Source organism: Staphylococcus sp. MI 10-1553, assembly GCF_010365305.1.
Classification (GTDB): domain Bacteria; phylum Bacillota; class Bacilli; order Staphylococcales; family Staphylococcaceae; genus Staphylococcus.
Genome location: NZ_CP048279.1, coordinates 2,172,164 through 2,185,609, shown reverse-complemented (window position 1 = coordinate 2,185,609; position 13,446 = coordinate 2,172,164). Strand labels below are relative to the sequence as shown.

Below are 13,446 nucleotides of genomic sequence, written 5' to 3'. Positions count from 1 at the left end.
ATGACAATGTTAAAAGATATCTATATTGAATTTTTAGGTAAAGCATTATTGACAATTGACCGATTAGAAATATTAGATGGTGATAAAATTGCGATTATCGGTGCGAATGGAAGCGGAAAAACAACCCTTTTAAATTTAATTTCGGGTCATTTTAACAATTTTTCAGGAATTTTTGAAAAAAACCATGACTTTCTATATTTAAAACAAATTGAGAACAACAATGAATTAGGAAACGAAACGAATTATGCGTTGATCTCTAAAATGGGGGGCGTTCCGTATAGTGGCAGTTTTGAAAATTGTAGTGGAGGGGAAAAAATTAGATTAGGTTTATCAAATGTGATCAAAGATGAATTTGTCAATTTAATGCTTGATGAACCGACGACAAATTTAGATTTGAGTAGTGTAAAATTTTTAATGAAGACATTAAAAAATCACCAAGGCACTATTATTTTTACGACACACGACAGAAATTTAGTGGAAGAAATTGCGACAAAAATTTGGGTCATCGAAAATCACAAAGTAAAAGAATACAAAGGAAGCTGGACAGATTACACGGAACAAAAACAACTAGAAAGAGCAACGGTTGAAAATATAAATACCCAAATAGACGTACAAAAAGAACAGTTACAATCGGCGATACAAAATAAAAGAGAAGCATTAAAACGCACTTCTAATGTGACATCAAGTAAAAAGAATAAAAGAATAAATCCAGGAAGATTAGGACAATCTAAATCAAGGGGGAGTAGTCAAAAAGGGATTTCTCGACAAATTAAATCACTTGAGAAGAAATTAGAAAATATTCCAATGAAAAAGGGAATACTTGAAAATAAGGAGATACAATTCCCTTCTATGGATATACAGAAATCGAGTAGAATAGTGATGTATGCGAATGAACTGACGATTCATGCTGGTGATAACATGCTTTTAGACAACACATCTTTTCAAATTGAAACGGGTGAAAAAGTGGCTTTTGTTGGTAACAATGGGGTAGGAAAAACGACATTATTAAACCATATCTATCATCGTCATGAAGCCATCATCATATCTTCCAATGTTAAGTTTTCTTATTTAAGACAAGACTTTTTCTTTGATCAAAAGGACGTTGATCTTATCCATTTCGTTATGAATGATACTGAACATTCATATGATTTCGTTGTAGATGTTTTGGAAAAGATTGGCTTCGATAAAAGCGATTTAGTGAAACAAACAACGACACTTAGTGCAGGGGAACAGCTTAAAGCATTGCTTGCGACTTCATTGTTAAACCGTAGCAACGTCTTAATGTTGGACGAACCGACCAATTACCTAGACATTGATGCAATTCAAGGGTTAGAGCAATTGATCAAACAATATCCAGGAACGATATTATTTACATCACATGATAGCTTTTTTGTCGATAAAATTGCTACGGTCATTTATGAAATATCACAACGCAAATTAAAAAGAATCAGATAGGTTTTAATGTAAAAAGACGGTGTTTTCTAGGCGCATTTTCAAAATTTAGACGTTATTACCATATCTGAATGCAAAGCACATCAAAGTTTAAACCTCCAAAATTCAATTAAAAGAATTTTTGGAGGTTTTTAAAAGCGTTAAAAGTTTTATTCCTTTTGAATGACTGCTAACCAATCATGCTGCTGTATAAAGTGTGATGTCACTATATTCAAAAAGGTGATGCGTCGTGTCATTTAGAGGCATTGACAATATAATCTGGTGTTTCTCCAGTTGCCTTTTTAATTAAATTATTTGCTACCATTTCTGCCATCATATCACGAGCTTCAAATGTGGCATTTCCGATATGAGGCGTAATGACGACATTCTTCAATGACTTTAACCCTTCAGTAATTTCAGGTTCAAACTCATAAACGTCGAGTGCAGCCCCTTCAATCATTTTGTTTTCCAATGCTTCGAGCAGTGCAGCTTCGTGGACAATTGGGCCACGAGAAGCATTGATGAGGTAACTTGTCGGTTTCATCATTTTAAGCTGAGGTGTATCGATCATGTGTTTCATTGAAGGTTGGTAAGCCGCATTAATTGTTACAAAATCAGCGTTTTGTAGCAATGTATCTAAATCAACATATTGCGTACCGAGCGCTTGCTCTTTATCAGGTTTTTGATGTGGTCCTGTATAAAGAATATTCATGTTGAATCCTTTGGCGCGCTGTGCAACCGCGGTACCAATTTCACCGAGTCCAATAATCCCGATTGTTTTTCCAGATACTTCACGGCCTCGGAAAAATAACGGTGCCCAACCATTGAACCCTTGATTGCGCATGAGTTGATCCCCTTCAGGTATGCGTCGTGCGACAGCAAGCAAAATCGCCATTGTTAATTCAGCTGTTGCATCAGTGGAAGCCTTAGGTGTATTGGAAACATCGATGTTTTTTGAACGTGCGTAGTCAATATCAACATTGTTAAAACCAGCCCCATAATTGGCAATGAACTGAAGTTCTGTACCACTATCAATCACTTCTTGGTCCACTTCTGTAGATAATAAGCTGACAAGTCCGAAAGCATCTTTAACACCGTTTTTAAGCGTTTCTTTATCAATAATTCCTTCACCTTCGTACATCTCAACTTCAAAATGAGCTTTTAATATTTCAAGTCCTTTTTCTGGGATAGGACCTGCGATAAATACTTTTTTCATATGCGATTCCCACCTTTCTTCTCTAGTATATGAAACCCTTTTCTAGATTACAAGAAATGCAAGTTATACAACTAATTTCAGTCCGACAGCAGAAATGATAATCAAGAAAATGAAAAAGATTCTAATAAACTGTTTGGACTCCTGATAAACGACCATACCTAAAATCGTACCACCAGCTGTACCGATTCCTGTCCAAATTGCATAAGCAGTCCCCATTGGTATGTCTTGCATTGCCCACGAAAGACTGAGTAAGCTCAAAGCAAAGGTGATAGCGAGTAACACAATAAAACGTTTTTGATGTTGGCGTGCATATTCGTTTAACCAAAGCACACCTAATACTTCAAATAAGCCTGCTAAAAAGAGTGCGAACCAACTCATTGCTGTTCACCTGCCTGATCTGTCGTTAATTTGAGACCGATAACGCCGATAAGTAATGTGAGGATGAAGAATAGTTTGATAAAGCTAACTGACTCATTGAAGAACAGCATGCCGACAATGACAGTGCCTAACGTGCCAATACCGACGAATACTGCATATACTGTCCCTACAGGTAAGACACGTGAAGCGGACACCATCATCCAAAAACTTAAACCGATCAGCGCAATGGTCAATATCCATTGGTAAAGCAGATGAGAATGCGTTAAGCCAATGACCCAGACCACCTCCATTAAACCAGCGAAAATCACTTTCGTCCATTGCATGTGAAATGCCTCCTTAAAATCATATAATGCCATCATATAATGAATGTTCATTTGTCGGCAAGATGGATAAAAAATACTTTTACCAATTCACATAGTAAAAAACCATTGCTGTATGCCGTAACAACAATGGTTTTTTAATTCAATGATTAATTTTATCTTATACGTGAATGTAGTTGTATGAACCAGCTTCTGATGCAGAGATTGTACGTGTACTTACGTTGAAAGGACCGCCGTCATAGTTCATTTCTGATACTGTGATTGAACCATCTTCATTTACTGATTCAACGTATGCCACGTGCCCCATAGGACCTGCATTTGATTGTAAGATTGAACCTTCTTCAGGCTTATTGTCCACAGTGAAACCTGCAGCTGATGCTGAGCTTGCCCAGTTATTTGCGTTACCCCAAGTTGAACCAATTTCACCGCCAACTTTGTCATATACATACCAAGTACATTGACCAGGTGTGTATAAGTTTCCAGCACTTGTTACGCCAGTTGATTGCGTTGAAGTAGATGTGCTTGTTGTATTTTGACCGTATGTGTAAGTTTGGTTGCTGTTTGCATTGTAGTTGTAGTTTGTGTTACCTTGTGCATTTGTGTTATAGCCGTAGTTGTAGCTGTATGAATAGCTGTAGTTACCTTCAGCAGCCTCAGCGTTATCGTGTTGTAAGCCCACCGCAGCGGCAGCACCTAATCCAGCAGTTAATGTAGTTGTAGTAGCGAATTTTTTTAACATAATAAAAGTCCTCCTATAGTTTTTGGTTGTTTATTTTAATTTGAGAATTGTAAAAGTTAGTTTGTTTAATAGAATCGTTCTTTTAACGACAATATGAACTGTACCAAAAATTGAGCCGTCTGTGTAGAATGTTACAGTTTTGTAATTGAATTAAAACTCGAGTGGGATACGATGTAATCTTGTGACAACTGCACTTTTCCTCATCAAATGCAGATTTAACGCGCTATTTAGTTTTATTTTTAAAATTTTTGTAATTTAAGATGTTACAGTGGATGTAATATTTAGAGAGTTGACTTAAATCGTTATAAGCTTTAAAAATACAACGTCATCAATTGGAAAATGTGATCTCAATTGAAGTGGTATAAAAATGAATCATTCTATATCAATGGATAATTGAGGGTGTTGAAAAAGTTCAATTAAAGTAAATACTACATGGTAAGCAGTGACATGAGGATGGGCCACTAGTAGTAAATCAATATGTGCAGCACTAAAATAAAAAAGACCTTTAGCAACATAATTGTGCGCATATAGGGTATAACTAAGCAACATCGCGATGAGAACGCAACGATATTCAAAAAATTGTTTTCTTTTTATAATCGTTCTGTTACGATTCATGTTGAGTCACAATTCGATGACACGACACCAAGCAGAAAAAAACAGAAAGAAGGGTAAACAAATGAAAATAGCAATTGTAGGATCAGGTAACGGGGCAGTGACAGCAGCGGTTGATATGATGAATCAAGGGCATCACGTCAAACTGTATTGTCGTAACCAATCCATCAGTAAATTTGATTATGCTATTGAACAAGGTGGTTTTAATTTTAATAATGAGGGCACAGAAAGTTTTGTACCGTTCACGAATATAAGTGACGACATGGGCTATGTCTTAGAGGGTGCTGAAATTGTTATGTTATGTATCCCTTCGTCATTTATCGAATATTATGCGGAATTAATGTCATCGCATATTAATAATGATCAAATCATCTTTTTTAATATGGCAGCAGCAATGGGTTCAGCACGTTTTATTAAAGTTTTAGAAGAATACAAAATAGAGACACGTCCAATCTTTTCAGAAGCGAACACTTTAACGTATGGGACACGCGTCAACTTTGAAACAGCTTCAGTCGATTTATCATTAAATGTACGAAAAGTTTATTTCTCTACATTAAATGAAAAGGATTTAACACAAACGTTTAAAAAAGTGGAATCGCTCTATCCATATATTGTTAAAGAAGAAAGTTTATGGCGTACAAATTTAGAAAACGGTAATCCAGAAGTACATCCTGGACCAACGTTATTGAATGTGGGACGTATTGATTACAGTGGAGATTTTGCGCTATATAAAGAAGGGATTACGAATCATACGGTGCGCCTGTTACATGCAGTCGAAGTCGAGCGTTTAACGTTAGGGCGTAAGCTAGGATTTGAGTTGGAAACGGCGAAAGAAGCCCGTATTGCACGTGGTTATTTAGAGCGTGAGATGGAAGATGAACCACTCAACAAACTGTTCAACCACAGCCCGGTCTTTTCGCGAATTCCAGGACCGAATAAAGTAAACAACCGCTATTTAACTGAAGATATTGCTTATGGTCTCGTATTATGGTCGAGTTTAGGTAGAGAAATAGGGGTACCTACACCGAATATTGATGCCATTATTGTGATTGCCTCAACGATTTTAGAGCGTGATTTTTTCAATGAGGGATTAACAATTGAATACTTAGGAAGAGAAAATGTAGGATTAGCTTCTTACTAAAAATACAAAGGGGAGTGTGTTGTGTATGAAAAGAAAACCTACTTTATTAGAGTCACTGTCAACTATTTTAGTGATGATGATTGTGGTTTGTGTGGGCTTTATCTTTTTTGAAATACCTGTACAACCTTTATTAATTATCTCGGCAGCTTATGCGTCATGGATTGCATGGCGTGTTGGCTTGCGTTGGAAAGATCTAGAAGAAGGGATTACAGATCGTTTAGCTACAGCGATGCCCGCGATATTCATTATTTTGACGGTCGGTATTATTGTTGGTTCATGGATGTATTCAGGCACTGTACCCGCACTGATTTATTACGGTTTGAAATTTTTAAGTCCGAGTTACTTTCTCATTTCGGCGTTTCTCATTTCAGCCATTACTTCAGTTGCAACAGGGACAGCATGGGGGTCAGCGTCCACTGCAGGTATTGCTTTAATGGCAATCGGCTTACATATGGATATTCCAGCAGGTATGGCAGCCGGTGCAATCATTTCAGGAGCAGTATTTGGCGATAAAATGTCACCTTTATCCGATACGACTAATTTGGCATCATTAGTCACACGCGTGAACATTTTCAGCCATATTAAACATATGATTTGGACGACTGTACCGGCATCTATCATCGGCATCATCGTTTGGCATATCGCATCAAGAAAGTTTTCAGTTCAGACGAATACAGCACAAATTGACGCATTGTTAAAAGACATTGCTACAATGTACCATATTAACTTTTTCGTTTGGCTTCCATTAATTGTCATTGTCGTTTGTCTCTTAGCTAAAATTTCAACCGTACCATCGATGCTCATTTCAAGTGTCGTGGCCATTTTAGTCGGCTGGTTGAACCACGGCTTTCAACTTAAAAATGGTTTTATTGCGACATTTAGTGGCTTTACACCAAAGATGTTAGTCGGTCAAGAAGGCTTGTCTCAAAAAGCGTTATCATTGATTGAACAAGGTGGCATGATGAGTATGACGCAAGTATTAGTGACGATTTTTTGTGGCTATGCTTTCGCGGGAATTGTCGAAAAAGCGGGCTGTTTAGACGTGATTTTGCATAGTATCTCTAAAAATATGAATTCACGCGGTCAGCTCATCCTTGTGACGGTCATCGGAAGTTTAATGATGGTACTCGCTGCAGGGGTTGCGTCAGTCGTCATTATTATGGTCGGCGTCTTACTCATGCAAATGTATGACAAAATGGACTTGGATCGGGTGAATTTATCTCGAACATTAGAAGATTCTGGTACGATGATCATCCCACTCATTCCATGGGGGACATCAGGCATTTATTATACGCAACAACTTGGTGTCGGTGTTGGTCAATTTTTCATTTGGGCAGTGCCGTGTTACCTTTGTGTACTCATCGCATTGTTCTATGGCTTTACAGGCATCGGCATTAAAAAGAAAGCGCCTGTTTCATCATAAAAAAGGATAGCGATTAATTGTTAAAAGTATATATTCTAAAATCAAACACAACTGATTTTAGGTATATGCTTTTTTTAAATAAGTTAAATTGATCAGTGCGACAGGAGTGGAAAATGAAGTAACAGCAAAGTCTTATTGTAAAAGGGATACACCGGTATCAAAATAAAATGAAAATTTTAAATAATTGAATCGTATATGTTTCAGTTAGATAGAAAACGGTTATAGTATAAACATGAAGAGGTGATTCCATCTTATACTTAATAGTTCTAGTAGCGATGCTTCTGTTATGGTTTGGGATTCACCGATACATCAATCACGATGAACAACAACTTAAAAGTCCTTCTGTAATATCATGGGTTATCAGCCTGTTACTGTATTTTGTAGCGATTGTACTGTATCAGATTGATGCCCTTCATTTATATGAGCGAATCCATGAAATCGCAATCGTCACAGTATTTGGTTTTATTGTGGCTTGGACTTATTCACATCTTTATCGCTCTATAGATACTATCGTTTATACAGTGATGATTGTATTGTTCACACTTGTTATTTTTGCGACAAGTGGCCCAAGCCTGTTGGTTTCTGATGCCATAACGATCATGCTAGTCGTACGCTTGATTTTGACAGCAGTGTTTGTAGGGATAGGTGTGCACGTCGTCATTAAGCAACTTAAAGCTAAAAACATGGAAAACTTCCCATTATTCTACTTCTTTGCATTTGGTTATTGGGTAACGATTGCTTATTGGTTGTAAAGCATGAGGTTGTTTCGAGTGCTAAGTTGCCATGTATGACGAGCGTAGCGCTATTAAACGAGTAAAATTGTAAAAGAAAAGCATATGATTCAACTAAAAACATACAAAAAACATACAAAAAACCCTCTGCACATCAAATGCGGAGGGTTTTATATATGAATGATTCATATTAGTGAATGTAGTTGTATGAAGCTGCTAGGCTAGCTGAGATCGTACGACTTGTTACAACACCAGGACCGTAACCGTAGTTCATTTCTGTTACGCGAACAGAACCGTCAGAGTTAACGCCTTCAACGTATGCTACGTGACCGAAAGCGCCTTGAGTTGTTTGTAAAATCGCACCTGCTGCTGGACGGTGGTTTACTGTATAACCTGCTGAAGCTGCTGCGTGTGCCCAGTTATTTGCGTTACCCCAAGTTGAACCGATTGTACCACCTACACGATCAAATACGTAATAAGTACATTGACCTACAGTGTATAAGTTCGTACTTGATCCACCTCTTGATACTGAACGTGTAGACGTTGAAGTTGTTGTATAAGATGATGTGTAATCACGTGAACTGTATGAGCTAGACGTGCTTGTTGTTTGTGTTGTGTATGATGGCGCACTGTAGCGTTGTGTTGGTGCACTGTAAGTACGTGTTGGTTGTGTGTATGAAGCACCACCCGTTGTTGCATCGTAACCAGTGTAGTAAGAAGCTGATGCGTTACCACCGTTAAAGCGTTCAGGTGACCAGTTACCTTTCCATGTGAAGTGGTAGTTACCTTGATTGTCGATTGTGTAAGAATAGCTATAAGATGTTGGATCTTGTGGGTTATATCCACCGTTATATTCTGCTGCTTGTGCATCGTGACCGTGAGCTAATGTTAAAGTAGCAACCCCTACTGTAGCGATTGAAGTTGTAGCGATTAATTTTTTCATTGTAAAAATCCTCCTAGATAATTTGTTCAAGATTATAAAGTAAATTCACTAAAGTGTGATTTGATTTTCTGCATAAGTATAAACCAACTGTTGTGGTTTAATAACGATATATACTGTATCAGAAAAAAATTCGCTTGTGTAGTACTTCTTTATTTTGTAATGTTTAATCATTTTGATGAAAATCGATGTAATATTAGCAAGGTTTATAAAGCGCTTTGTTAAGGGGTTTTTAGACAAAAAAGAAAAAGTTTGAAAGTAGTTTAAAATATTTTGTTACATAATCGTAATATAGTTACAGAAACATTTCGCTGCTGACTTTTTAGCTATTTTTGTGTTATGAAAACAAAAGGGAAAATATACACAATGCATTGAAATGGGCATATTTATGCATCTCTAGCTGTATATTTGGGTATAGTATATGTGCATATCACCCTTATTTTGCATCAAAGCTAAAAATAACTTGATTGTATTTTTATAATGAAGAAATAGATTTAATTGAAAGTTTGTGTACGTCTTTATATCTATTACAATAGAAGAAAATAGAATAAAGCATGATTGTTTATCTATATATTTGTATAGAAGAAGTGTACGTTATAAATTGAAATCGGAATCTTTCTTATTGACAAATCGCATAGGAGAGGGATATAATCTCAGTATAAATTTTATACTTGAAAGGTGGTGCAAAGATGAAAATAGAATTAGGATTGACATCTTTTGCAGATAACCAAGATATGCATACAGAAAATGGTGTATTACCAGCAATTTCAAACGGGGAACGTATCCGTAATATTGTTGAAGAAATTAAATTAGCAGATGAAGTAGGCCTTGACGTCTATGGATTAGGGGAACATCACCGCCCTGACTACGCTGTATCTAGCCCAACAACAGTGCTTGCGGCAGCAGCGGCTGTTACTAAAAATATTAAATTGTCATCTGCAGTAACTGTTTTATCATCAGATGATCCAATTCGTGTGTATCAACAATTCGCGACCATTGATGCATTATCTGATGGACGTGCAGAAATTATGGCAGGTCGTGGTTCATTTATTGAATCTTTCCCATTATTTGGTTACGATCTTAAAAACTACGAACAACTTTTTGATGAAAAATTAGAGCTATTATTGAAAATTAATCAAAACACAATTGTACACTGGGAAGGTGCACTGACACCAAATATTGATGGACGTGGCGTATATCCACGTGCGGTACAAAAAGAATTACCAGTGTGGTTAGCAACAGGCGGCACACCTGAGTCATCATTAAAAGCAGGATCTTTAGGTTTACCAATCACTTATGCGATAATAGGCGGAGACCCAAAAAGATTTAGACGTAATATTGCGATGTACAAAGCTGTTGCTGAATCAAATGGTCATAATGGTGACACACTTCAAGTTGCTTCTCATTCTTGGGGTTACGTTGCAGACACGGACGAACAAGCGCAACGTGAGTTCTATCCAAGTGTAGAAGCACATCACAATGTATTGGCTAAAGAAAGAGGTTGGCCACCATTCTCTAATGAGCATTTCCAAAGAGAGATTGGCCCAAATGGTGCGATGTACGTAGGTAGCCCAGAAACAGTCGCACAAAAAATGATTGATACAATCGAGGCAATAGGTATTACACGATTTATGTTACACTTACCATTAGGTTCTATGCCACATGAAAGAATAATGCATGCAATTAGACTTTTTGGGGAAAAGGTAAAACCTATCGTCGATTCATATTTTGAAAACAAATAGGAGGAATTAGAAATGATTTTACGTTACGTTACAAACTTAAAGGTTGCAAAACACTTATACGATGCAGCTCAACCCAAATTGAAAGGTGACCAAGGTATGAAGGACGTTTTTGAAATGTTCAAATTACCTGAAAGCATGGTTAAAGTTATTGGTGTTACTGAAGCTGTAGCTGCTGGTCTTTTCGCAATGAGTATTTTTGACAAACGTTTATCACAAGTTGCTTCAGTTTTAACACTTGGTGTGCTAGCAGGGGCAATTTACAAACACATTGAAGCAGGTCAAGGTAAAGAAGGTGCACAACACGCAATCGACGTGGCATCTTTAGCTGGCTTAAGCTTAGTTGACAACTTAATTAACAAAAAATAATTACAATAACACATTCATTTGATTTTTATTGTACTAGCTCTTTAGTTAGAAAATTTATTATTGATGATGATAACTTAAAAATGAATATTTAATAATTTAACCTACAAAGTATTTCACTTTGTAGGTTATTATTTTTTTTATTCTTTTCAAGTATTTCGATTGATTGTTAATAAGACATTTGCACAAAACTCAATTGTTGTTTAATTAAAATCGAAGTATAAAATTAATTTGTTTATAATCTTTATTTTCGCGTATATTAGCCATTTTTCTACATCGCTTATTTTACTAAAGAAAAAATAACAAAAATTTTTTCAGAAACGATACTCAAAAAGTAATTGAAAAAAAGACAGATTCGGTTTAAAATATAAACGTTAAAATATTAAATTTCCAAGTTAATATAGTTGTTAGAAAAATTAGAGAAGAAACCTATTAAACTTGGCACTTATCTATAGGGGGTAAGCGTATGGAAAAATATCAAATCAAAAATATGAAAGAGTTAATGACGATCAGCTTCACGACAAAAGGGATTTACACAGAAATTAAGAAAAAGTATAGCTTAACTTATGAAGAACTGTTTATTTTAACGTTTATTTTGGAACATCAACAAGAAACATATAACGTGAAAGATATTATTAGAGCTTCTAAGTTTAAGCCATATTACATTACGAAAGCGATGCAAAAACTTAAAGATTTTGGTTTCTTAACTAAAAAGCGTAATGACCAAGATGAAAGAACAGTCATTATTGAAGTTTCAAAAGAGCAATATGAAAAAATTGCGAGCTTATTTAATGAAATCGAAACTTTACTTTAATTGTGTCATTGACGGATTGACATGACTTAGGTTGAGCGGTCAATAAACTATGAAAAGTATTGGATATAGCGCCAAGTAGTTGCGGATTGAAGGGCATATCATCTATTTCTAGCAGCGACATATCCAAAGAAAGCCACTATCTAGATGTATTCTATAGTGCAATATAGATAGTGAAAAGAGATGGAGAAAAAGCGACAAAAAGCGTACACAATGTGCTTTTTGTCGCTTTTTAATCGTTATCGCAACAATATTGTCGACGATGATATGTGTCCTCAACGTCATCGAAAAATGCCCTTCAATCAATGATTAAACTCTATCCATCATCATCGTGTTTTAAAACTTATTTTCAAACTCGGAATAGGCATTCGCACATATTTGTATTATAATGTTGACAAAGTGAGTAAGAAATAAAAAGATTGAGAGGTTTTAGAAATGAAATCTGTGTTAATCCAGTCTGCTGTACAGAAAGAATGGGTTGCAAAGCTTGAAGCGCATCGTGAAATATTAACAAAATATGCACAAAGTAATGATCGGGCGCATCGTTTTCCTCATGAGAATATACAATGGTTAGTTGACGAAGGATATACGCAATTGACATTACCCGAATCGTATGGCGGACGAGGGGCAACTTTAGAAGATATGGTCGTCCTTCAGTCAGTACTTGGCTCGATTGATGGACCTACCGCACTTTCTATTGGTTGGCATATTGCACTAGTAGGGGAAGTGTTTGAACGCCGCATTTGGGATAAAGCGATATTAGATGATTTTGCTAAAGCAGTGAAAAATGGTGCGCTGACAAATAGAGCGGTGAGTGAAGCGGAAACAGGGAGTCCTACAAGAGGCGGGCGACCCCAAACGTATGCGCGCTTTGAAAATAATCATTATATTTTAAATGGTGTCAAAACATTTACGTCGATGAGTCCTGTCCTAACACATATTATCGTGGCAGCATACATCCCTGAAAATGAACAAGTTGGCTTTTTTATGGTCGAAAAAGGCGCGCCAGGTTTAGAAATTGCCAATAATTGGAATATGGTCGGCATGCGTGCTACAGAAAGTCATGATGTGATACTGAATGATGTACATGTTCAACCTGACCAGCTTCTCGAAATCAGAGGAGAAGGACCACCTTATCAAAATGGATGGTTGTTACACATTCCTGCAACTTATTTAGGTATTGCACAAGCAGCTCGAGATTATGCAGTAGACTTTGCATTGCATTACAGCCCGAATAGCATTAAAGGGACAATCGCGGACTTACCTGTTGTTCAACAAAATATCGGCCAAATGGAAACGAAACTTATCACAGCAAGACATTTACTATGGAGTACTGCACGTGCTTATCAAATGATGACACCGCAAGATACCATTGCTGCAGAAACCGCTGCAAGTAAAGTCGTCGTAATGAATGAAGGGTTGGACGTAATTGATTTGGCGATGCGTATCGTCGGTGCGAAAAGTTTAGAAATGGAGCGCCCGTTGCAAAGATACTTTCGCGACATGCGTGCAGGCCTTCATAACCCGCCGATGCAGGATATGGCGTATACGAAGATCGCACAGCAAGCAATGACTGAACGTCAAAGTGATGTATAAGCG

Annotated in this window: 14 protein-coding genes; 8 read left to right on the top strand and 6 right to left on the bottom strand. The window is 36.8% G+C overall.

From position 1 onward, the window contains the following. Positions 1 to 1,455 carry a ribosomal protection-like ABC-F family protein gene (gene abc-f / locus GZH82_RS10260; protein ID WP_162682397.1) on the top strand — a complete coding sequence of 485 codons (1,455 nt, stop codon included), beginning with the start codon at positions 1 to 3 and terminating at the stop codon, positions 1,453 to 1,455. A 229-nt stretch (positions 1,456 to 1,684) separates the two neighbouring features. Here the strand turns inward: abc-f and GZH82_RS10255 are convergent, their stop codons facing one another. The 5 genes from GZH82_RS10255 to GZH82_RS10235 form a co-directional block, all read right to left on the bottom strand. Then, positions 1,685 to 2,647: an NAD(P)-dependent oxidoreductase gene (locus tag GZH82_RS10255; RefSeq protein WP_162682396.1), complete on the bottom strand. Its 963-nt coding sequence runs from the start codon at positions 2,645 to 2,647 to the stop codon at positions 1,685 to 1,687. Positions 2,648 to 2,710: 63 nt separating this feature from the next. Beyond that, entirely contained in the window at positions 2,711 to 3,025 is a 315-nt protein-coding gene (locus GZH82_RS10250; protein WP_162682395.1) for a DMT family transporter, read from the bottom strand. Further along, complete coding sequence (locus tag GZH82_RS10245; RefSeq protein WP_162682394.1) at positions 3,022 to 3,348, bottom strand: DMT family transporter; 327 nt, start codon at positions 3,346 to 3,348, stop codon at positions 3,022 to 3,024. The genes GZH82_RS10250 and GZH82_RS10245 overlap by 4 nt, the downstream gene beginning before the upstream one ends. Before the next feature lie 157 nt (positions 3,349 to 3,505). Then, positions 3,506 to 4,084, bottom strand: coding sequence for a CHAP domain-containing protein (locus GZH82_RS10240; protein WP_162682393.1), 579 nt, complete (start codon positions 4,082 to 4,084; stop codon positions 3,506 to 3,508). 372 nt (positions 4,085 to 4,456) lie between these two features. After that, entirely contained in the window at positions 4,457 to 4,699 is a 243-nt protein-coding gene (locus GZH82_RS10235; RefSeq protein WP_162682392.1) for a hypothetical protein, read from the bottom strand. Between the two features lie 61 nt (positions 4,700 to 4,760). On the opposite strand from GZH82_RS10235, the gene GZH82_RS10230 reads away from it, so the two are divergent. The 3 genes from GZH82_RS10230 (at position 4,761) to GZH82_RS10220 (ending at position 8,012) form a co-directional block, all read left to right on the top strand. After that, positions 4,761 to 5,837: an NAD/NADP-dependent octopine/nopaline dehydrogenase family protein gene (locus GZH82_RS10230; protein ID WP_162682391.1), complete on the top strand. Its 1,077-nt coding sequence runs from the start codon at positions 4,761 to 4,763 to the stop codon at positions 5,835 to 5,837. 25 nt (positions 5,838 to 5,862) lie between these two features. Continuing rightward, positions 5,863 to 7,260 carry a Na+/H+ antiporter NhaC gene (gene nhaC / locus GZH82_RS10225; RefSeq protein WP_162682390.1) on the top strand — a complete coding sequence of 466 codons (1,398 nt, stop codon included), beginning with the start codon at positions 5,863 to 5,865 and terminating at the stop codon, positions 7,258 to 7,260. A 275-nt stretch (positions 7,261 to 7,535) separates the two neighbouring features. Further along, entirely contained in the window at positions 7,536 to 8,012 is a 477-nt protein-coding gene (locus tag GZH82_RS10220) for a hypothetical protein (RefSeq protein ID WP_162682389.1), read from the top strand. 169 nt (positions 8,013 to 8,181) lie between these two features. Here the strand turns inward: GZH82_RS10220 and GZH82_RS10215 are convergent, their stop codons facing one another. Further along, positions 8,182 to 8,934: a CHAP domain-containing protein gene (locus tag GZH82_RS10215; protein WP_162682388.1), complete on the bottom strand. Its 753-nt coding sequence runs from the start codon at positions 8,932 to 8,934 to the stop codon at positions 8,182 to 8,184. Positions 8,935 to 9,620: 686 nt separating this feature from the next. Here GZH82_RS10215 and GZH82_RS10210 point away from each other — a divergent pair. From GZH82_RS10210 to GZH82_RS10195, 4 genes are all read left to right on the top strand, one after another. Next, the gene (locus tag GZH82_RS10210) at positions 9,621 to 10,673 is read left to right on the top strand and encodes an LLM class flavin-dependent oxidoreductase (protein WP_162682387.1); all 1,053 of its coding nucleotides are present in this window, start codon (positions 9,621 to 9,623) and stop codon (positions 10,671 to 10,673) included. Between the two features lie 12 nt (positions 10,674 to 10,685). Beyond that, positions 10,686 to 11,039: a DoxX family protein gene (locus GZH82_RS10205; RefSeq protein ID WP_162682386.1), complete on the top strand. Its 354-nt coding sequence runs from the start codon at positions 10,686 to 10,688 to the stop codon at positions 11,037 to 11,039. Between the two features lie 463 nt (positions 11,040 to 11,502). Continuing rightward, on the top strand, positions 11,503 to 11,850 hold the full coding sequence (locus GZH82_RS10200) for a transcriptional regulator, SarA/Rot family (RefSeq protein ID WP_162682385.1): 348 nt from the start codon (positions 11,503 to 11,505) through the stop codon (positions 11,848 to 11,850). Between the two features lie 432 nt (positions 11,851 to 12,282). Further along, positions 12,283 to 13,443, top strand: coding sequence for an acyl-CoA dehydrogenase family protein (locus GZH82_RS10195; protein WP_162682384.1), 1,161 nt, complete (start codon positions 12,283 to 12,285; stop codon positions 13,441 to 13,443). The last annotated feature ends 3 nt before the right edge of the window (positions 13,444 to 13,446 follow it).